17 protein-coding genes are annotated in these 20,102 nt (G+C 68.7%); 9 read left to right on the forward strand and 8 right to left on the reverse strand.

The window, feature by feature from the left end:
• Nucleotides 1–8 precede the first annotated feature (8 nt).
• The 8 genes from ASF08_RS06875 to ASF08_RS06910 all read right to left on the reverse strand — a co-directional run bounded on the left by ASF08_RS06875 (nucleotide 9) and on the right by ASF08_RS06910 (nucleotide 6,575).
• Entirely contained in the window at nucleotides 9–944 is a 936-nt protein-coding gene (locus ASF08_RS06875) for an IS1595 family transposase (protein WP_056143025.1), read from the reverse strand.
• Nucleotides 945–1,108: 164 nt separating this feature from the next.
• Nucleotides 1,109–2,128, reverse strand: a complete 1,020-nt coding sequence (ilvC, locus tag ASF08_RS06880) for a ketol-acid reductoisomerase (protein ID WP_056143029.1) — start codon at nucleotides 2,126–2,128, stop codon at nucleotides 1,109–1,111.
• A gap of 27 nt (nucleotides 2,129–2,155) precedes the next feature.
• Nucleotides 2,156–2,800, reverse strand: coding sequence for a TetR/AcrR family transcriptional regulator (locus ASF08_RS06885; RefSeq protein WP_056143032.1), 645 nt, complete (start codon nucleotides 2,798–2,800; stop codon nucleotides 2,156–2,158).
• A gap of 93 nt (nucleotides 2,801–2,893) precedes the next feature.
• Nucleotides 2,894–3,532: a glutathione S-transferase family protein gene (locus ASF08_RS06890; protein ID WP_056143037.1), complete on the reverse strand. Its 639-nt coding sequence runs from the start codon at nucleotides 3,530–3,532 to the stop codon at nucleotides 2,894–2,896.
• Nucleotides 3,529–3,915 carry a type II toxin-antitoxin system PemK/MazF family toxin gene (locus ASF08_RS06895; protein WP_056143041.1) on the reverse strand — a complete coding sequence of 129 codons (387 nt, stop codon included), beginning with the start codon at nucleotides 3,913–3,915 and terminating at the stop codon, nucleotides 3,529–3,531. Before ASF08_RS06895 ends, ASF08_RS06890 begins: the two co-directional genes overlap by 4 nt.
• Nucleotides 3,896–4,180, reverse strand: a complete 285-nt coding sequence (locus ASF08_RS06900) for a hypothetical protein (RefSeq protein ID WP_018044191.1) — start codon at nucleotides 4,178–4,180, stop codon at nucleotides 3,896–3,898. The genes ASF08_RS06895 and ASF08_RS06900 overlap by 20 nt, the downstream gene beginning before the upstream one ends.
• Nucleotides 4,181–4,232: 52 nt before the next feature.
• Nucleotides 4,233–4,775 carry an acetolactate synthase small subunit gene (gene ilvN / locus ASF08_RS06905; protein ID WP_018044192.1) on the reverse strand — a complete coding sequence of 181 codons (543 nt, stop codon included), beginning with the start codon at nucleotides 4,773–4,775 and terminating at the stop codon, nucleotides 4,233–4,235.
• Between the two features lie 24 nt (nucleotides 4,776–4,799).
• The gene (locus tag ASF08_RS06910) at nucleotides 4,800–6,575 is read right to left on the reverse strand and encodes an acetolactate synthase 3 large subunit (protein ID WP_018044193.1); all 1,776 of its coding nucleotides are present in this window, start codon (nucleotides 6,573–6,575) and stop codon (nucleotides 4,800–4,802) included.
• A 448-nt stretch (nucleotides 6,576–7,023) separates the two neighbouring features.
• Between ASF08_RS06910 and ASF08_RS06915 the strand changes: the two genes are divergently transcribed.
• The 9 genes from ASF08_RS06915 to ASF08_RS06955 all read left to right on the forward strand — a co-directional run bounded on the left by ASF08_RS06915 (nucleotide 7,024) and on the right by ASF08_RS06955 (nucleotide 20,101).
• The gene (locus ASF08_RS06915) at nucleotides 7,024–8,562 is read left to right on the forward strand and encodes a sensor domain-containing diguanylate cyclase (RefSeq protein ID WP_056143044.1); all 1,539 of its coding nucleotides are present in this window, start codon (nucleotides 7,024–7,026) and stop codon (nucleotides 8,560–8,562) included.
• 121 nt (nucleotides 8,563–8,683) lie between these two features.
• Nucleotides 8,684–9,190 (forward strand): chemotaxis protein CheW, encoded by a 507-nt coding sequence (locus ASF08_RS06920; RefSeq protein WP_056143047.1) that lies wholly within the window; start codon nucleotides 8,684–8,686, stop codon nucleotides 9,188–9,190.
• Nucleotides 9,191–9,221: 31 nt separating this feature from the next.
• The gene (locus tag ASF08_RS06925; RefSeq protein ID WP_056143051.1) at nucleotides 9,222–10,697 is read left to right on the forward strand and encodes a CheR family methyltransferase; all 1,476 of its coding nucleotides are present in this window, start codon (nucleotides 9,222–9,224) and stop codon (nucleotides 10,695–10,697) included.
• Nucleotides 10,694–11,290, forward strand: a complete 597-nt coding sequence (locus ASF08_RS06930) for a chemotaxis protein CheW (RefSeq protein ID WP_056143054.1) — start codon at nucleotides 10,694–10,696, stop codon at nucleotides 11,288–11,290. Before ASF08_RS06925 ends, ASF08_RS06930 begins: the two co-directional genes overlap by 4 nt.
• 55 nt (nucleotides 11,291–11,345) lie before the next feature.
• Nucleotides 11,346–13,016: a methyl-accepting chemotaxis protein gene (locus ASF08_RS06935; RefSeq protein WP_056143056.1), complete on the forward strand. Its 1,671-nt coding sequence runs from the start codon at nucleotides 11,346–11,348 to the stop codon at nucleotides 13,014–13,016.
• Nucleotides 13,017–13,042: 26 nt separating this feature from the next.
• Nucleotides 13,043–15,361, forward strand: a complete 2,319-nt coding sequence (locus tag ASF08_RS06940; protein ID WP_056143059.1) for a hybrid sensor histidine kinase/response regulator — start codon at nucleotides 13,043–13,045, stop codon at nucleotides 15,359–15,361.
• 65 nt (nucleotides 15,362–15,426) lie between these two features.
• The gene (gene cheB / locus ASF08_RS06945; RefSeq protein ID WP_056143111.1) at nucleotides 15,427–16,500 is read left to right on the forward strand and encodes a chemotaxis-specific protein-glutamate methyltransferase CheB; all 1,074 of its coding nucleotides are present in this window, start codon (nucleotides 15,427–15,429) and stop codon (nucleotides 16,498–16,500) included.
• The gene (locus ASF08_RS06950; RefSeq protein WP_056143063.1) at nucleotides 16,497–18,233 is read left to right on the forward strand and encodes a response regulator; all 1,737 of its coding nucleotides are present in this window, start codon (nucleotides 16,497–16,499) and stop codon (nucleotides 18,231–18,233) included. The genes cheB and ASF08_RS06950 overlap by 4 nt, the downstream gene beginning before the upstream one ends.
• A 2-nt stretch (nucleotides 18,234–18,235) precedes the next feature.
• Complete coding sequence (locus ASF08_RS06955) at nucleotides 18,236–20,101, forward strand: response regulator (protein WP_056143068.1); 1,866 nt, start codon at nucleotides 18,236–18,238, stop codon at nucleotides 20,099–20,101.
• Nucleotide 20,102: the final 1 nt, after the last annotated feature.

Here is a 20,102-nt window from a genome sequence, read left to right on the forward strand (position 1 = left end):
TCCGATCCTTAAGCCCTGTCACCAACTGACCGGTACGTCAGTCGCTTTCCTACGATACCACCAAGAGCCCTCTCTGTCCGCTCCACGTCGCCACAGCCGAGCTTCACCCGGTTGTTGTACCGGAAATCGAACTCGGCGAGGTAGCGGTGAAGGTGCTGCTTGCCGCAGTGCTGGTAGACGCCCTTCATGCCGCGCTTGAAGACGGAGAAGTAGCCCTCGACGGTGCTCGTGTGAACGATGCCGCGCACGTACTCCTTGGCGGAATGAGTCGTCATTTGATGGTCGGCAAAGGTGGCACCGACCTTCGTGTAAATGCTGGACTCGTCGGTGAAGAGGCTGGCTTCCTTGAGGATGTTCGCTTCGATGATCGGGCGAAGGGTCTCAGGCTTGATGTCGTCCACGACCACGGAGCGGACTTTGCCGGCGTCGCGGTCGAGCAGGGACAGCACCTTCATCTTGTGGTGATAGGCGCGGGCCTTCGGAACGCCGGGCTCGCGACCGATGAAGGTCTCGTCAGCCTCAACGATGCCGCCAGCGCCGGGCATGCCGTCGATGCCGCCCATGGGGGCCAAGGAACCGTCACGCATGGCCTCGCGGATGCGGTGGGTCAGGAACCACGCGCTTTTGTAGGTGATGCCGAGGAGGCGGTGGATCTGGTGGCTGCTAATGCTCTTCTTAGAGGCGCACATTAGGTACGTGGCCTGAAGCATCTTTGAGAGCGGGATATGGGCGCTCTCGAAAACCGTGCCGACCTTTACCGTGAACTGCTTGCGGCAAGCTTTCTCTGCGCACTTGCGGAGGCCAAGGCGGGTTTTGCGTAGATCGTAGTGCTTACCCATGGAGCCGCAATGAGGGCACACCGGACCCTGCGGCCAGAGAGCCGTTTCAAGATGGGCGAAGGCGGCTTCTTCGCAGTGAAAGTAGGGCTTGGACAGGACGGACATGGGCGTAGGGCTCCGATGCCCAAACCCTACATTTCGAGGCGTGGTGCGTCAAGTATATAATCGCCAAACAAAAAGCCGGCCACGCTCGCACGAGGCCGGCTTTCTCCGCGATGGGGCGACCGAGATGGGGCGACCGAGCGAAGCCCGGCCGCCCATCACAAAAATCAGTTCTTGGACTTGTCGACCAGGGCCTTCTCGGAGATCCACGGCATCATGCCACGGAGCTTCGAGCCGACTTCCTCGATCGGGTGACGGGCGAGCTTGGCGCGGGTGGCCTTGAACGAGGTCTGGCCGACCTTGTTCTCCAGCATCCAGTCGCGGGTGAACTTGCCCGACTGGATATCATCCAGCACGCGCTTCATCTCGGCCTTCGTCTCGGCGGTGACGATGCGCGGGCCGGTGACGTACTCGCCGTACTCGGCGGTGTTGGAGATCGAGTAGTTCATGTTGGCGATGCCGCCCTCGTAGATGAGGTCAACGATGAGCTTCACCTCGTGGAGGCACTCGAAATAGGCCATCTCGGGAGCGTAGCCGCCCTCGACCAGGGTCTCGAAGCCGGCCTTGATGAGCTCGACGAGGCCGCCGCACAGCACGGCCTGCTCGCCGAACAGGTCGGTCTCGCACTCTTCCTTGAAGGTGGTCTCGATGATGCCGGCGCGGCCGCCGCCATTGGCCGAAGCGTAGGACAGGCCGAGATCGTGCGCGTTGCCGGAAGCGTCCTGCGCGATGGCGATCAGGGTCGGCACGCCGCCGCCCTTGAGGTACTCGCCGCGCACGGTGTGGCCGGGGCCCTTGGGGGCGACCATGAGCACGTCGAGATCCTTGCGGGGCTCGATGAGGTTGAAGTGGACGTTGAGGCCGTGGGCGAACAGGAGGGCGGCGCCCTGCTTCATGTTCGGCTCGAGCGACTCCTCGTAGATGTCGCCCTGCAGTTCGTCCGGGGTCAGCATCATGACGACGTCGGCTTGGCGGGCGGCGTCGGCGACGTTCATCACCGTGAAGCCCTCGTGCTCCGCCTTCTTGGCGGTGGCCGAGCCTTCGCGGAGTGCGATGACGATGCCCTTCACGCCGGAATCGCGCAGGTTGAGGGCGTGGGCATGGCCCTGGCTGCCGTAGCCGACGATGACGACCTTCTTGCCCTTGATCAGGTTGAGGTCGGCGTCACGATCGTAATAGACCCGCATGGTTGAATGTCCTCTTCGCGTGGGGTGTCAGGGTCGGGCCTGGCCGTAGAGGGCCAGGAACTGGTCGACGGCGCGGGCCGCGTCGCGTCGGATCTCGGCGGCGTCGAGGTCGAGCGCGTCGCCGAGGAGAAGTCGGATCTGGATGTCGCGCCCGACCAGACCGAAGAAGGTCCGGAAGGCGGTCTCGCCGTCCTCGAAGGCGAGGAGCCCGGCCGCGCGGCCAGCTTCCAGCACGGGCTTGACCCGCCCGCCGATGGCCAGCCGCCCGTTCGCCAGCACGATGGCGCCGAGGTTGCCCTTGCGCGAGCCGGCATGCGCGATGGCGATGCGGTTCAGCACCACCGAGGTACGGCCCGCGATCACATCGAGCCAGGTGACGGCGAAATCGAGCAGGCGCTCCCGCAGGGTCGCCGCATCGAGCGCGCCCGCCGCGTCGCGCCCCGCATGGACGCGCGAGGCCTGCCAGCGCACCGTAGCGGTGAGGAGACCGTCCCGGTCCCCGAACCATTTGTACAGGGTTTCCTTCGAGCAGCTCGCCCGGCGGGCGACCGCGTCCATGGTGAGCTGGTCGCCCTCCTCGACGAGGAGAGCGAGCACGGCATCGAGCACCGCCTGTTGGCGGGCCGAGGGGACCTCCTGCCCCGTCTCGTCGCGTGCGACCGTCGCGCTCATGCTTCCAGACAACCAGTACCGTACCGTACGGTACGCAGCGGCATAATCCGGTTTTGCGTCCCGAACAAGAGGCGGTGTGCCCCCGGTCGAACCTTATTCAGGCAGTTTGAGGCCTTCGCGGGCGAACACGGCCTGCACGGCGGGCCGCGCCGCCATGGCGCGGGCATGCGCGGTCCAATGGGGAAAGCGCTCCGCCATGTCGAAGCCGAGCGCCGGGCCGCGGCCCCAGGTCCAGAACAGCAGCAGGTAGGGATCGGCGACGCTGTAGGCTTCGCCGACGGCCCAGCCGCCGTTGGAGAGCTTGACCTCGGTCATGGTGAAGAGGTCGCCGCAGGTCTCGACGCCCTTGGCCTGGATGCCCGGGAAGGCCGTCTCATCGCTCGTGTAGCGCTCGGCCCGGCGGATATGCGCGTAGGCGATATGATGGCCGGTGGAGAGCCAGCCCAGCCATTCGTCGACCCGCGCCTGATCGCGGGGCGCCTGCGGCCACAGGCCGGCCTGCGGATGACTGCGCGCGATGTGGCGCAGGATGGCGGTGTTCTCGGTGAGCACCCACTCCTCCTCGACCAGCGCCGGCACGCGGCCGCGCTCGTTGACGGCGAGGTATTCGGCCGCCCGCTGGTCGCCCTTTGCGAGGTCGAGCCGCACGGTTTCGTAGGGCGCTCCCGTTTCCTCGAGGGCGATGTGGGAGGCGAGCGAGCAGGCGCCGGGGGCGTAGTAGAGGGTGGTCATGGAGCTGAGCTTTCCTCGGTCTCACTATCGAATTGCAAGCCGATCAACGCTGCCACCTTGGCGCGGACTTCCGCGAGTATGGGATCGGGGACTGTCCCGAGGGAGCGGAGGATGCGCGCTCTGCGGTCGATAGAACGCACCTGATCGGCGAGGACTGCGCCGTCAGCGCCTAACCCCTCCGGCAAAAAGACTTTCGTCGGCCAGGGATCGCGATTGCGGGTGACCGGGCAGATGATGATCCGCCGGGTCAGCGTGTTCATCTCCAGGGTCGAGATAACGAGGACCGGTCGCTTTCCGCGTTGCTCGGTTCCGAGAACGGGGTCGAGATCGACGAGGATCAGGTCACCCGGCTCATGCGGCCGATCAGCGGGGATCGTCATCATTGATGATCTCGGAACCGACATCCGGTCCCCAATCGACGGTCGGAGGCTCGAAATCAGGCCCGAGTCTCCTCATCTCCGCAGCCATTTCCGCCATCGTGAAGACGGGGAACCCGTTGACGTAACGGCGGGCGGGCGGAGGCGCGAGGGGGGCAGGCACCGGATCGATGTCCACTTCCTGCCCCTCGACGAGACCGAGCTTCCGCACGTCCTCTCGGGTCACTGAGAGGACGAAATCGTCCCCACTCCGTTCCAGCCTCGCTCTCATCGCATCATCCCCGGCACATCTCCGGCACGTTATCACCGTCGGCGAAAAAGCCTCACATCGCCTCGGAGCCACGCCCCATGGCCGCGATGCCGGTGCGGGAGATCTCCACGAGGCCGATCACCGTCATCAGGCCGATGAAGCGGTCGATCTCCTCGGTGGTGCCGGTGACCTCGAACACGAAGGAGTTCAGGGTTGCGTCCAGGGTCTTGGCGCCGAAGGCGGCGGCGAGGGTGAGCGATTCGGTGCGGTGCTCACCGGTACCCGCCACCTTGACGAGGCAGAGCTCACGCTCGAGGGCCTTGCCCTGGAGCGTGAGGTCGACGACCCGGTGCACGGGCACGAGCCGGTCGAGCTGAGCCTTGATCTGCTGGATCACCGCATCGGTGCCGGCGGTGACGATGGTGATGCGCGAGATGTGGCGCGCCACCTCGGTCTCCGACACCGTCAGGCTCTCGATGTTGTAGCCGCGTCCCGAGAACATCCCCGCGATCCGCGCGAGGACGCCCGGCTCGTTGTCGACGATGACCGCGAGGGTGTGCCGGTTGATCGGCTCGACCCGACCGGCATCGGGGTAGTGCGTGTTCATGGCGTTCATGACGTCTCTCCTCCGTGCCGTCGGTCAGACCAGCATCTTGCCTTCCTCGGAGATCACGTCGCCGAGGTCCATTCCGGTCTCGCCGAGGTAGTCGGAGAGCAGCATCTCGTTGTGCGCCTTGCCCGACGGGATCATCGGGAAGCAGTTCTCTTTCTTGTCGACGATGCAATCGAAGATGACCGGGCCGTCATGGGCCAGCATCTCGGCGATCGCCCCGTCGAGCTCGCCCGGCTTGTCGCAGCGCATGCCCTTGGCGCCGTAGGCCTCCGCCAGCTTGACGAAGTCCGGCAGGCTTTCCGAATAGCTCTGCGAATAGCGCGAGCCGTGCAGCAGCTCCTGCCACTGCCGCACCATGCCCATATACTCGTTGTTCAGGATGAAGATCTTGACCGGCAGGCGATACTGCACGGCGGTCGACATCTCCTGGATGTTCATCAGGATCGAGGCCTCGCCGGCGATGTCGATGACGAGACCGTCCGGATTGGCGAGCTGTGTGCCGATGGCCGCGGGCAGGCCGTAGCCCATGGTGCCGAGGCCGCCCGAGGTCATCCAGCGGTTCGGCTCGTCGAACTTGAAGTACTGCGCCGCCCACATCTGGTGCTGGCCGACCTCCGTGGTGATGAAGGTCTTCCGGTCCTTGCAGGCCTCATAGAGCCGCTGCACCGCGTATTGCGGCTTGATGATCGTGCCCGACGGCCAATAGGCGAGGCAGTCCCGCGCCTTCCAGGTGCGGATCTTGGCCATCCACTCGTCGAAGCGGCCCTGGTCGGGACGCTTGGGCAGGGCCTTCCAGGCCGCGAGCATGTCTTCCAGCACCGAGCCGCAATCGCCGACGATGCCGATATCGACCTTGACCACCTTGTTGATCGAGGAGGCGTCGACGTCGATGTGGATCTTCTTGGAGAAGGGCGAGAACGCGTCGAGACGGCCGGTGATGCGGTCGTCGAACCGGGCACCGATACAGACCATCACGTCGCATTCATGCATGGCGAGGTTGGCCTCGTAGGTCCCGTGCATGCCCAGCATGCCCAGGAACTGCGGGTTCGAGGCCGGGAAGGCGCCCAGACCCATCAGGGTCGAGGTGACGGGAAAGCCGGTGACCTCCGCCAGCTGGCGCAGGAGCGCCGAGGCGTGCGGGCCGGAATTGATGACGCCGCCGCCGGTATAGAGGACCGGACGGCGGGCATTCGCCATCAGCTCGACGGCCGACTGGATCGCCTGTGCGTCGCCCTTGAAGGCGGGGCGGTAGGTCTTGTGGCCGTTATGGGTGGGGCGCTCGTAGATCCCGCTCGCGAACTGGATGTCTTTCGGCAGATCGACCACGACGGGACCCGGCCGTCCGTTCGAGGCGACGAAGAAGGCCTCGTGCAGGATGCGCGGCAGGTCGTCGATCGATTTGACCAGGTAATTGTGCTTCGTGCAGTGGCGGGTGATGCCGACCGTGTCGCATTCCTGGAACGCATCGGTGCCGATCAGGTGCGTCGGAACCTGGCCGGTGATGCAGACGAGGGGGATCGAATCCAGCATCGCGTCGGTGAGCCCGGTGACGATGTTGGTGGCGCCGGGGCCGGACGTGACGAGGACGCAACCGACCTTGCCCGACGAGCGGGCATAGCCCTCGGCCGCATGGACCGCGCCCTGCTCGTGCCGGACGAGGACGTGCTTCAGTTCTTCCTGGTGGAAGAGGGCATCGTAGATCGGCAGCACCGCACCGCCCGGATACCCGAACAGCGTATCGACACCCTGATCCCGGAACGCCCGGATGACCATTTCGGCCCCGGTCATGACCTCGCCGCTCATCGTCCTGCTCCTCAAAACCTGATTGAACCCAGTGTCAAACGTCTCGTCGCGGCAACAAAAAAGGGTCCCGAAGGACCCTGCATGCGCCACCATCCGGATCACGGCCCCTGTATCAGGGCCGCCCGGTCGGTGGCGCTTCCGTTACGATAAGGATGACCCGCATGGGAAAACCGAAACCTCGCCGTTCGTCGGTCTGACGAATCGTAAACTCGTGCCGGCCTGTTTAAACAGGTCCGAGGGGCCGGTCAACGCCGTTCGAGGCAAGATAATGCCTCGCACGGCCACAGTGAGGTCACGCCGTCGGTCCTCGTGATGACAGTCCACCCGGATTCAAACCCTGAGTGTTTGCTTGCCTATGGATCGCGCACTAGGTGCTGAGGCACTGAGGGTCGGGGGCTAGCGCACGAGACCCCGGACTACCTGAAGACGTTCGTGCCGCAGGCTGTCCATGGGCCTCAAGCTTCGCCTCGGCCGGTTCACATGGTCCGCCCGGACCTGGATCGTGCTCGGTGTTCTCGCGCCGATCGGCATGCTGATCACCTCCGGGGTGATGCTGCTCGACATGCGGCGCGACGCCTGGGACAAGGCCGAGCAGACCTCGCGAAACCTGCTTCGGGTCATCGAGCGCGACATCGCCCGCAATGTCGAGATCATCGACCTGTCGATTCAGGGCGTCGTCGACGGCCTGAACGTGCCGGGCGTACGAGACGTCAGCCCCGAATTGCGGCAGCTGATCCTCTTCGACCGCGCCGCCAGCGCCAGGGACATGGGGGTGATGCTCGTCCTCGACGAGAACGGAGACACCGTCATCGACGCCGCGTCGGTGACGCCGCGCAAGCTCAACAATTCCGATCGCGACTACTTCAAGGCGCAGAAGGCCCGGGCCGATCTCGGCCTCTACATCAGCCCGCCCGTAGTCTCGCGCCTGCTGGGGACGCCGGTGCTGGTCCTGAGCCGCCGCATCAACAAGCCTGACGGATCCTTCGGCGGCATCGTGCTGGGCTCGCTGAGCCTGTCCTACTTCCACAGGCTGTTCGATCGGATCGGTCTCGGCCCGTATGGTGCGATCAACCTGTATCGCTCCGACGGCATGCGCATCGTCCGCCATCCCTATCTGGAGAGTGATATCGGCAGCTCCATCGCCGGGACCCCGACATTCGAACGGTTCCGGCGGGAGGGCAGCGGCAGCTTCGTGGGGACATCGCCCCGCGACGGCAGCGAGCGGCACTTCGCCTTCACCCGCATCGGCGACCTGCCCTTCATCCTCAACGTCACCCTGTCGGCTTACGAGATCGAGGCGGAGTGGCGCGGGAAGGCCCTCGTCATCAGCCTCATCGTGGTTCTGCTGTGCGGCCTGACCATCGGCCTCTCCCTCCTGTTCTGGCGGGAGCTGCGCCGCCGCGCCGCGATCCAGGCGGAACTGGAGCGCCTGTCTCGAACCGACATGCTCACCGGATTGCCCAACCGCCGCGCGTTCGAGGAGATGGTCGCCCGGTTGTGGACGAGCGCCCGCCTTCAGGGAACGCCGTTCTCGCTCCTCGTGGTCGATGCGGACCATTTCAAGCGCTACAACGACCGCCATGGTCACGCCGTCGGCGACAGGGTGCTCCAGGGCATCGGCCGCTGCCTGTCCGCCAGTCTGCGTCGTGCCGGGGACATCGTCTGCCGCGTCGGTGGCGAAGAGTTCGTCCTGCTGCTGCCGAATGCCGATGGGGCCGCCGCCCTCGGCGCGGCCGAGCGCGTTCATGCGCGGATGTCGACCCTGTCGGTTCCGTCGGCGGAGATCGAAGCGGGCGCGATCACCGTGAGCGTCGGCGTGGCCAGCGCCCTGCCCTCTGCGGGCGGCTCCACGGACCCGTTCGACCTCTACCGGCGGGCCGATGCCGCCCTCTATGCGGCCAAGGCCGCCGGCCGGAACCGGACCTGCTGCGCCGCCCCGGAAGGTGCCGCGCATCCCCCGGCCGCGCCACACGGCGTCGCGGACTGATCCGGCTCGGCACGACCGGTGGCGGAGCGAAAACTCCGGTCCCTGAAAACCGAATCCGTTTGCGTGGTTCTCCGGCATCGTCCTATCTGGGGCGAACCTCCCATCATGCCTTCCGGGACCGATGCCCCCGACCGCGACGACGGCCTTCCTGATCCTCGACGTGGCTGGCACCGCCTGCGCCCTGGCCCGGACCTGCGTGAGCGAGGTGCTGCCGTTGCCCCGGCTGCACCGGCAATCCGCCACGGCGGGCATGCTCGCGGGCTTCCTCAACCTCGGCGGTGCCGCGGTTCCGGTGATCGACCTCGCGCGCCTCCTCGGGCTGAGCGAGGCGGCGGCCGATCCCGATGACGTGGACCGCCATCTCGTCCTCGATGCGGCCCGTTCCACCGCTTTCCTCGTCGACCGCGCCGAGGCCCTCCTCGTCGTTCCCGATTCCGAGATCCAGCCGGCGGACGAGACGCGCAGCCTCAACGGCTGCGTGATCGCCGGGTTCGAGCGGGGGCACGGCCGCGTCGACGTGCTGAGCTTAGCCCGCCTCCTCACGCGGGAGGAGCGCGTCCGCCTCGATGCCCTCACCCGCGCGGCGGCGGAGCGGCTGTCCGGGCTCGACGCCGCGACTTCACCATGAACGGATCGTCCATGAGCGGATCGGCCGCCCGATGATCCGTCCGGCCAAGGCTGGCCCCGAACGCGATCCGACCTTCGCCGCCCTCAAGGCGAAGGTGATCGCCCGGACCGGGCACCATTATTACGCCGACAAGGACGACCTGCTCTTCGACCGTCTGCGCAAGCGCTTCAAGGCGTGCCGGCTCGCCGATTCCGCCGCCTATCTCGCCCATCTCGACGCCGAGGCCACCGGTCCTGCGGAATGGGCCGCCCTCGAGGCCGAGATCACCATCGGCGAGACCTTCTTCTTCCGCTACGCCGAGCAGTTCGCGGCCCTGCGCGGGACGATCCTGCCCGGCCTGATCGCGGCGCGCGCGGAGACGAAGTCCCTGCGGATCTGGAGCGCCGGATGCTCGACGGGGGCGGAGCCCTACTCCATCGCGATCCTGCTCCACGAGCTCCTCGGCGACGACCTGCCCCGCTGGCGGATCGCCATCACCGGCACCGACATCAGCCACGAGGCTCTCGGGACGGCCCGCGCGGCGGTGTTCGGGCGCTGGGCCCTGCGCACCCTGCCGCCCGAGGAACACGCGCGCTACTTCGTCCTCGGCCCCTCGCTGCCGGGGATCGCCCGCGAGGGCAGTTTCACCCTGCGGCCGGAATTCCGGCGGATGGTGCGGTTCGAGCACCAGAACCTGATGAGTCTGCTCGACGGTAAGGCGCCGTCGCATTTCGCCGGCTTCGACCTCATTCTCTGCCGCAACGTGCTGATCTATTTCCAGGCCGATGCCGTGGTCGGCATCGTGCGCGGCCTCGGCCATCGCCTCGTTCCGGACGGCTGGCTCCTGATCGGCCATGCCGAACCGAACCCGGCCTTCGCGGCCACCCTGCAGCCGGTGAACCTCCCCGGTACGGTGGCCTACCGCCTGCCGACGACCGCGCTCCCGATCGAGCCGCCGCCGCCACCCGAGACCGTGGCGGCCGCCTTCCCGAGACCGGTTCCCGAACCTCCGGCGCCCGAGGCCGACCCGCCTCCCGCCTTCGCCCCGATGCCCGCTCCCATCGCGGACGCGCCCCCGCCCCCGCTCTTGCCCTCGATCGACGGGGCCGGGCCGGAGGATGTCGAGGCGGTGCTGGACGCGATCCGGGGGCTCGCCGATTCCGGGCAGATCGCGGAAGGGTGGCGCAGGGTTCAGGCGGCCCTCCTGACCACCCCCACAGATGCGCGGCTGCACTATTACGACGGTCTTCTCGCCTACGACCTCGGCCGAGAGGCGGAGGCCGAGCGGGCCCTGCGCGGGGCGCTCTATCTCGACCGCACCTTCGTGATGGCGCATTACCAGCTCGGCCTGCTGCTCGGCGCCCAGGGACGCGAGGCCGAGGCCCGCCGGGCGTTCGACAACGCCGTCCGCTTCGGCCGCGACCAGCCGCCCGACACCCTGCTCCGCGAAGGCGACGGGCTGAGTGCCGGACGATTGGTCGAAAGCGTGGAGGACGCCCGCCTGCGCATGAGGACATCCGTATCGTGATCGCACCGGCCGCAGGGGACACTTCAGACGATCCGCGCATCCGGAGGCTGCTCGACGAGCGCACGGCCGCGCTCGCCCGCCGGGGCGTCGACATCGCCCATCGGGCGGCGACCCGCCCTTTCCTGGTCTGCGCCGCCGGGGACGACCGCTACGGCCTGCCCCTGGACTCCGTCGTCCAGGTGGTGCCGGCGCGGACCTACACGCCCGTTCCGGGGGCGCCCCCGGAACTCCTCGGCCTGATCGCCCTCTCCGGCCGCGTCGTCAGCGTGCTCAGCCTCGCGGGCGCCCTCTCGCGTCCGCTTCCCTCGCGGGCGGATTCTTCGCGGGCCGAGTCCTCGACGGCGACGGGCCACATCCTCGTCCTGCGCGGCGGCATCGCCCCCGTGGCCCTCGCCGTCGACCGGGTTCTCGCCGTCGCGGTCGTGGACGGCGCGCTCACGACCGAACCGGTTCTCACGGGCGGCTTTGGTGCGGATGCGGTTTCGGGCTATGCACCGGCTCCCGGCCCGGAGGCCGCCCATCAGGGCGGAGAGGCCGGCTTCGTCGTCATCGATCTGCCGCGTCTCCTGCGGCGATACCTGCCTCAAGGCTGACGGCAAGGCTCCCCCGGAGCCTTTCCCGTCGAGCGGTTTCGGAGCGTCGCCCAGCGTGTCGATCTCGATCGGAAAACGGATCCTCATCGGCTTCGTCGCCATCACCCTGGTGATGGTGGGGCTCGGCGTCTACGCGCTGGGCCAGATCGGAGCCGTCCGCGACAATACCGCGACGATCGTCACGCGCGACCTCACCATCGCGCGCAAGCTCGACGATCTCGGCAACAAGTCGCGCGACCTCGGCAGCCTTCGCCGCAACGGCGTCATCGCGGCTTTGATGCGCAACCGCCCCGATGGCGAGATCGCCGCGAACGTCGATACCTGGCGCCGCGTGGCGTCCGAGGCGGAGGCGATCCTCGTCGACACCGTCCGCACCGCCGACGGCTATGGCGCCACGGCCCCCTCTCCCGAGCGCTCGGCGATCTGGAAGCGGCTCGGCGAGGCCGCCAGCGCCGCCGCGGCGGATTTCCGGAAGCTGCGCACCGCCAGCGAGGTGCAGCTCGCCGCCATCCTGGCCAAGGACGTCGAGGGGGTGGAAGCCCGCAACGACGATCTCAACCGCATCCAGGACGAGTTCCTGCGCGATCTCGACCGCACCCGCGACCTGCTCGACCAGGGAATCGATGCGGGCCAGCGCCGCTCCAGCGACATCTACGAGCGCAGCCTCGTCTCCATCGGCCTCATCCTCGCGCTCTGCGTCGTCCTGAGCATCGTGGTCACGGGCCTCATCCGCCGGGGCGTGGTCAAGCCCCTCGAAGAGGTCATGGCCTTCGCCGAGCATGTGGGGTCAGGCGACCTGACGCGGACGCTCGGGCGCACCGGCTCCGACGAGATCGGCCGCCTGGCATCGACCCTGAACACCATGGTCTCCGGCCTCGCCGACCTCGCCCGCACCAACCGGGCGGCCACCTCCGACCTCAATGCCGCCGCCGCCGAGATCCGCGCTTCCGCCCAGGAACAGGCGGCCAGCGTCGAGGAGCAGTTCGCGGCCGTGCAGGAGACCGCCGCCACGGTCGACGAGATCACCCATTCCGGCGCCCAGATCGGCAAGCGGGCGAGCGAGGTGATCGCCACCGCCCAATCCACCGCGCAGATCTCGCGGGCCGGCCTGCGGGCGGTGGCCGATACGGCCAAGGCCATGGACGCCATCCGCGAGCAGGCGGAGGCGGTGGCCGGCAACATCGTCTCGCTGAGCGAGAAGACCCAGGCGATCGGCGAGATCATCACCACCGTCAACGACATCTCGGAGCGCACCCACCTGCTGGCGCTCAACGCGGCGATCGAGGCGGCGGCGGCGGGCGAGAGCGGCCGGAGCTTCGCCGTCGTCGCCTCGGAGATGAAGCTGCTCGCCGATCAGGCCAAGGCGGCCACCGCGCAGGTGCGCACCATCCTCTCGGAGATCCAGCGGGGCATCAACACCTCGGTCATGCTCACCGAGGAGGCGGTCAAGCGCACCATGACCGGCAAGGCCCGCTCGGACACGACCCAGCGGACCATCGAGGAGATCACCGCCAAGGTCGAGGAGAGCGTCCAGACCTTCCAGCAGATCGTCGCCTCCACCAACCAGCAGCAGCTCGGCATCGAGCAGGTGATGGGCGCCCTCCAGAACATCCGGCAGGCGAGCCAGCAGACCGCCGCCGGGACCCGCGAGGTCGAGGCGGCCTCCGCCAATCTCACCGAACTCGCCCAGGCGCTCCTGACCCTCGCCGACCGATACCGGCACTGACGGGAGAGGCCGGGCGCAACCGACCGATGGATATCCGCCAGCAGCTCCTCGCGGCCTTCGAGGTCGAACATCGCGAGCATATCGATGCGATCCGCGCCGCCTTGGCCCATGTATCCTTGGCCCATGTCTCCTTGACCCACGTTTCCTTGGCCGGTGCGGTCGGGAACGTCCCTCCCGACTGGAACGACGTCTTCCGCCGGGCGCACAGCCTGAAGGGCGCCTCGCGGGCGGTGGACCTGCCGAAGGTCGAGGCCGTGGCCCATCGGCTCGAGACCCTGTTCGAGCGGATCGTCGCCGGCGACGCCGCCCTCGACCGTGAGGCGACGGGGGCCGTCCACCTCGCCCTGGACCGGATCGAGGCCTATGTCGCGGCCCTCAAGGGCGAAGCGGACCCGGCCATGCCGGCCGATGCGCTCGCGTCCCTCGATCGCTGCCTCGCCGGCCCGTCCCCGGTTCCCGCCGAGCCGCCGCCGGCCCGGCCGGATTCGCCTGCGGTCGGTATCCCGGCGCCATCGCCGCCGCAGAAGCCTCCACCGATCCCGGCCGAACCCACCGCCGATGCGGGCGCGCTCCTGCGCGTGCCCGCCGACGCGGTGGAGGCGATGACGCGGGCCTCGCATGAGCTGACCAGTGCGCTCGGCGCGGAATCCGTTGTGGCGGAGGGGCTGGCGAAGCTCCAGCGGGACGCCGCCGCCCTCGGCCGCCGGGCCGAAACCCTTCGCGGCGGCGAAGCCCGTAGCGGCAAGGGCCGATCCGAGCCCGGAGCGGACGCGTCCGGCCTCGACGCCATCAGGGCGGAGTTGCGCGGTTTCGAGACGGCGCTCCTCGCCCTCGCCCGCGATGCCGCGCTGCTCGGCCGTATCCGCACCGGCGCCATCGCCGCGGCGGACGCCGCCGCCGCCCGGATCGGACGGGAGGCCGAGCGACTGGCCCTCGTGCCGGCGGAGACCGTGTTCGGCGCGTTTCCCCGGGCGCTGCGCGACATGGCGCGCGAGGCCGGCCGGGAGATCGACGTCGTGACGCGCGGTCTCGACCTCCCCGTCGACCGCGCCATGCTTCAATCGCTGAAGGACCCGGTCCTCCACGCCCTGCGCAATGCCCTGAGCCATGGCGCGGAGCCGCCCGAGCAGCGTGAACGCCGGGGCAAGCCGCCCGAACTCTCGATCACCCTCGACGTCGCCGTGCGCGGCGGCCGCTTGGTCATCGGCATCCATGACGACGGGCGCGGGCCTGACCTGCGCGCCATCGAGGCGACGGCGCGGGCGCGCGGCCTGATCGGTGGCGTCGACGGCGATCCCGATTCCTTCCTCGCCCTGGTGTTCGAACCCGGCTTCTCCACCGCCTCCGCCATCGACACCCTGTCCGGGCGGGGCATCGGCCTGTCCGTCGTCGCCGACACGGTCCGGCGTCTCGGCGGCAGTGTCCGGCTCGAACCGCGTGTCCCGGCCGGGACGTCGCTGATCATGCATCTCCCGCTGTCGGCGGCGCGGCGGACCCTGCTGCTGGTGGATGTCGGCGCCGCGATCTTCGCCCTGCCGAGCGCCAGCGTGGAGCGCCTCCTGCGCCTCGACCGGTCGAGCCTCTCCTCTGTGATGGGCCGGACCATGGTCCGTCTGCCGAGGGAGGGCGGCGAGGATCTGTCCCTGCCCCTGGTGGATCTGGCGGGCCTCATCGGGGTGGCGAGCGAGGACAACCGCCCGAGCGAGGGCCGCCCGGTGACGGCGGTGCTGATGCGCGCGGGCGGCCGGTCCTGGGCGATGCGGATCGATGCCCTGCGCGATGTCCGCAACCTTCTCGTCCTGCCGGCACCGCCCATCGGCGCCGATCCGCGCCTGATCTCGGGCACCGTCGTCCTGGGGGGCGATACGCCGGTCCTCGTCCTCGATCCCGACGGTCTGGCCGCCCGGGCGGGCGAGACGAGCCACGCGGCGCCGGAGCCCATCGACGAACCCTCCGGAACAGCCGCGCTCCCGCGACGTTCGACGATCCTGGTGGTCGACGATTCCATCACCACGCGAACCTTGGAGAAGGGCATCTTGGAATCGGCGGGCTACCGCGTCGTCGTCTGCGTCGACGGGCAGGACGCCCTCGACCGCCTGCGCGCCGGCATCGAACGGGTGGATCTGGTCGTGGCCGACGTGGAGATGCCGCGCCTCGACGGGTTCGGGCTGCTGAAGGCCCTGCGGGCGGACGAGGCCTTCGCCCGCCTTCCCCTGATCCTGATGACCTCACGGGGGGATGCCGACGATGTCGCACGGGGGCTCTCTCTCGGCGCCGACGCCTATCTGACGAAACAGACGTTCGACCAGCGCCAGCTTCTCGATACGATCGGGCAATTGTTGTGAGTGACGCCGAGCAGACACCGATCGAGACCCCTCCGGCGGCGAGGCGGGGCCCCCCCGTGCGCGTGATGCTGGTGGAGGATTCCCTCGTGGTCCGTGAGCTCCTGCGCCATATCGTCGGCCGCGACCCGCGCCTCGAAGTGGTGGCCGCCGTCGCGTCCGGCGAGGAAGCCCTCGCGGTGCTCCCCAATACCCGTCCCGACGTCATCTCGATGGATATCCGTCTCCCCGGCATCGACGGGCTGGAGACCACGCGCCGGATCATGGCCGAGCAGCCGACGCCCATCGTCGTCATCGCGGATTCGGTGGAGGATTCCTCCCTGCGCATCTCCATGAACGCGCTACGCGCCGGCGCGCTCTCCGTGGTGGAAAAGCCGGTGGCGACGACGCATGCCGGCTACGATGCCGTCTCTTCAGAAATCTGCACGCAGCTGCGCATCATGGCCGAGGTGCCGGTGATCCGGCGTCGGCCGATCGGGTCGGAATGGGCCGGGCGCCGGGGCGCGCCCCTGTCGCCGTCCGACCTCGCCGCGCCCCCGGCCGCCTCGAACGCCGCCAGCGTCCTGGCGATCGCCGCCTCCACCGGCGGCCCGCCTGCCCTCGCCCGCGTCATCGGCGGGTTGCCCGACGGGTTCCCGCTTCCCGTCCTCGTGGTCCAGCATATGGGGCCGGCCTTCATGGAGGGATTCGCCTCCTGGCTGAACGGAGTCGTCGCCCTCCCGGTCAGGCTCGCCGCCGATGGCGAGCGGGCCGAGGCCGGACATGTCTATGTGGCGCCGGGCGACCGGCACCTCGAATGGGCGCCCGGCGGGCACCTGCGCCTCCTCGATGCTGCGCCCGTCGGCGGCCAGCGCCCGGCCGCCACCGTCCTGTTTTCCTCGGTGGCCCGCCATGCCGGGGCGCGCGGCATCGGCGTCCTTCTCACCGGCATGGGCGAGGATGGCGCCACGGGCCTCCTCGCCATGCGCCAGACCGGTGCCCAGACCGTGGCCGAACACGAGAGTACCGCCGTCGTGTTCGGCATGCCGGCGGCAGCGATTCGCCTCTCGGGAGCCTCCGCGATCCTCCCTCTCGACCAGGTCGCTCCCCATCTCGTCCGCCTCGCCCTGCCCGGCCTCGCGGCGAAGGACCCCTTCGCATGAGCGGGATCGGCAGTCCCGACGGCACCCTCCCCCGGCCTCGGATCCTGCTCGTCGAGGATTCCGAGACGCAGGCGCTGGAACTGCGCCTGCTCCTGGAGAGCCACGGTTTCTCGGTGGAACGCTGCCCAACGGCGGAGATGGCCCTCGACCATCTCAACACCCGCCTGCCCGACCTCGTCGTGGCCGATCACCATCTGCCGGGAATGAACGGCGACGAGTTCACCCGCCAGCTTCGCCTGTCCCTGCGCACCCGCGCCTTGCCGCTGCTGATGCTCACCGGCGCCCGCGACGGCGAACGCCAGGGGCTGGAGAGCGGCGCCGACGCCTATGTGGCGAAGTCCGCCGACCGGGATATCCTGATCCTGCGCATCCGCGCCCTCCTGCGTGAGCGCCAGGGGGGCGCTGCCTCCGGCGACGGTCCGGGCGTCTCGGCGTTTCGGCGCGGCCGCGTCCTCGTGGTCGACGGCAGCGCTACCTATCGGACCTTCCTTGCCGGCCTTCTTGCCCATGAGGGCCACGAGGTCCGTACCGCCGCCACCCACGGCGCCGCCCTCGCCGCCCTCGACGAGGCCGATGCCGCCTTCGATTGCGTGACCATCGACCTCCTCGGCCCCGCCTATGACGGCCTCGCGTTGTGCAGGGCCATCGACCGGCGCCGCGCGGCGGGAATCGAGGCACGGGAGGCGGGAGCGCCGACCTTCCACCTCGTCGGCATCGCCGGCAGCGCCCCGGCCAAGGATTTCCTGGTGGAAGCCTATGCGGCCGGGGCCGACGACGTGGTCTCGAAGGCCGACGGCGAAGTCCTCGTCATCCGCGTCAGGGGCCTCGTCCGGCGCAAGCTGCTGGAAGAAGACGACCGCCGCATCGCCGGCGAGTTCGGTGCCCGCGAGCGAGCGCTCGAACGCGCGCGGGCCGAGGCCGAGGCGGCCGAGGCGCGTGCCGCCCTGGCCGGTGCCCTCGAACAGGCCAACCGGGATCTCGCCACCGCCAACCGCAAGCTCACGGATGCCCAGGCCAAGCTGGTCCAGGCCGCCAAGATGGCGTCCCTCGGCGAACTCGTCGCCGGCATCGCCCATGAGATCAACAATCCCCTCGCCTTCATCCTGGCGCATCAGGGCACGGTCGAGCGCCTGCTCGGCGAGATCGCGGAATCCGAGGCTGAACTCGCCTCGTACCGGTCGCTCGCCAAATGCCGCGACCGCGTGGGCTCCATGCGGATGGGCCTCACGCGCATCCAGGATCTCGTGCTGAACCTGCGCAAGTTCTCGCGCCTCGACGAAGGCGAGCGCACCCTCGTCAACGTTCCCGAATCGATCGAGACGGTGCTCGCCCTGATCCAGCACAAGCTCGGGACGCGGATCACCGTCGAACGCGACTTCTCGGGCCGGCCCGAGATCCACTGCACCCCCGCCCTTCTCAATCAGGTCGTCATGAACATCCTCGGCAATGCCGCCGATGCCATGCCGGAATCCGGCACCATCTCCATCGTCACCCAGGAATTGCCCGAGACGGACGTGATCCGTATCAGCGATACCGGACCCGGCATTCCCGAGACCCTGCGGGAAAAGATATTCGAGCCCTTCTTCACCACGAAGCCCGTGGGCGCGGGAACGGGTCTCGGGCTGGCGATTGCATACAGCGTGGTACAGGCGCATAGCGGCTCGCTCAGCGTGGAGACGGCCGAAGGGGGGGGAGCCTGTTTCGTGATCGGCATTCCGCGGCAGGCAGCGTAGACATGGTCAAAGGCACGATCCTCGCCGTCGATGACGAGCCGGACATCCTGATCGCCCTCGAAGACCTGTTCGAGGACGATTACACGGTCATCACCACGACGAAGCCGTCCGAGGCCCTCGAGATCCTCAGGGCGAGCCCGGACATCGCCGTCATCCTCTCCGATCAGCGGATGCCCGGCATGACCGGCGACGTCATGCTGGCCGAGGCCCGGGCGTTCCACGACGCGCAGACGATCCTGCTCACCGGCTATGCCGATATGAGCGCCGTCGTCGCCGCTCTCAACCGGGGTGGCATCACCGGCTACGTCACCAAGCCGTGGGATCCCGTCCTGCTGCGCTCCACCGTCCGTCAGGCCTTCGAGCGCCACAGCCTCGCCCGCGAGCTCGCCACCGAGCGCGCTCTGCTCCTCGGGCTCCTCGACAATGCGGAAGACGCCATCGCGTTCAAGGACAAGGAGGGCCGCTTCGTCCGCCTCAACGCGCGCAAGGCCGGACGACTCGGCCACACCGTCGCCGAGTGCCTCGGACGCACCAGGGAGGAGATCGAAGGCAGGCCGAGCGGAGAGAGCGCCGCGCGCGAAGCCGACCGCGCCGCGATCGCGAGCGGAAGCATCTCCGAGACGGTGTCCGCCGAGGGACCTGTCGGCGCCGAGCGCTGGAGCCATGTCACTCGCGTGCCGATTCGCGGTGCCGCCGGCGCCATCACCCACCTCGCCACCATCGAGCGGGACGTCACCGAGCAGAAGAACCTGGAGGCGCGCCTGCGCCAGTCGGACAAGATGCAGGCTCTGGGCACCCTCGCGGGCGGAATCGCCCACGACTTCAACAACCTTCTCACCGCGATCCTGGGCAGCCTCGAACTCGTCGGCCCCAAGATCGTCGATCAGCCGCGGGTCCAGCGCCTGGTCACCAACGCGACGCAGGCCGCGCAACGCGGCGCGTCTTTGACGAAGCGCCTCCTCAGCTTCAGCCGGGCGCGCGACCTGCGGCCCCGATCGGTGGACGTGAATGCCCTCGTCGCCGGGATGGACGTGCTGCTCGGCGGGAGCCTCGGCGGGCTCGTCAGCGTGACCACCGACCTCGACGCCGCCCATCCGGCGGCGCGGGTCGATCCCGACCAGCTGGAACTCGCCATCCTCAACCTCTGCATCAATGCGCGTGACGCCATGCCGGACGGCGGATCGATCGCCATCGCCACGGGCGCGGTGACGGTGACCGACGATCCCGACCTGACGGCCGGAGACTACGTCACCGTGACGATCACCGATTCGGGCATGGGCATCCCGCCCGAGATCCTGGCGCGGGTCTGCGAGCCGTTCTTCACCACCAAGTCGGTGGGCCAGGGCACCGGCCTCGGCCTCGCCATGGTGTTCGGCCTCACCCAGCAGTCGCAGGGCAAGCTGCGCATTACGAGCGAAGTCGAGAAGGGCACGACGGTCGAGGTGTTCCTCCCTCGCGCGGACCTCGCCGAGGAGAGACCACCGCTCGCCGCAGTGGCGGCGCCACGCGCCGTGAGCCCGGCGCGTATCCTCGTGGTGGACGACGATGCCGAAGTCCGGCACGTCACCGCCTCCTTCCTCAACACCTTCGGCTACACCGAGACCGAAGCAGCGGACGGGGCGGCGGCGGTGGCCCTCTTGGAGCGCTCCTCCTTCGACCTCATCGTGGCGGACCTCGCCATGCCCGGAATGACGGGCGTCGAACTCGCGGAGATCGTGCGGCGGCGCTGGTCGACCGTCCCGATCCTCATCGTGACCGGCCATGCCGAGGCGATCCCGATCCCCGAGGACCTGCCGGTTCTGCGCAAGCCCTTCGAATCGGCCGATCTCGCCGCTCTGGTGTCGGGGATGCTCGTCTCCCCAGGGTGAG

It is taken from the genome of Methylobacterium sp. Leaf85 (assembly GCF_001422125.1).
Taxonomy (GTDB): domain Bacteria; phylum Pseudomonadota; class Alphaproteobacteria; order Rhizobiales; family Beijerinckiaceae; genus Methylobacterium; species Methylobacterium bullatum.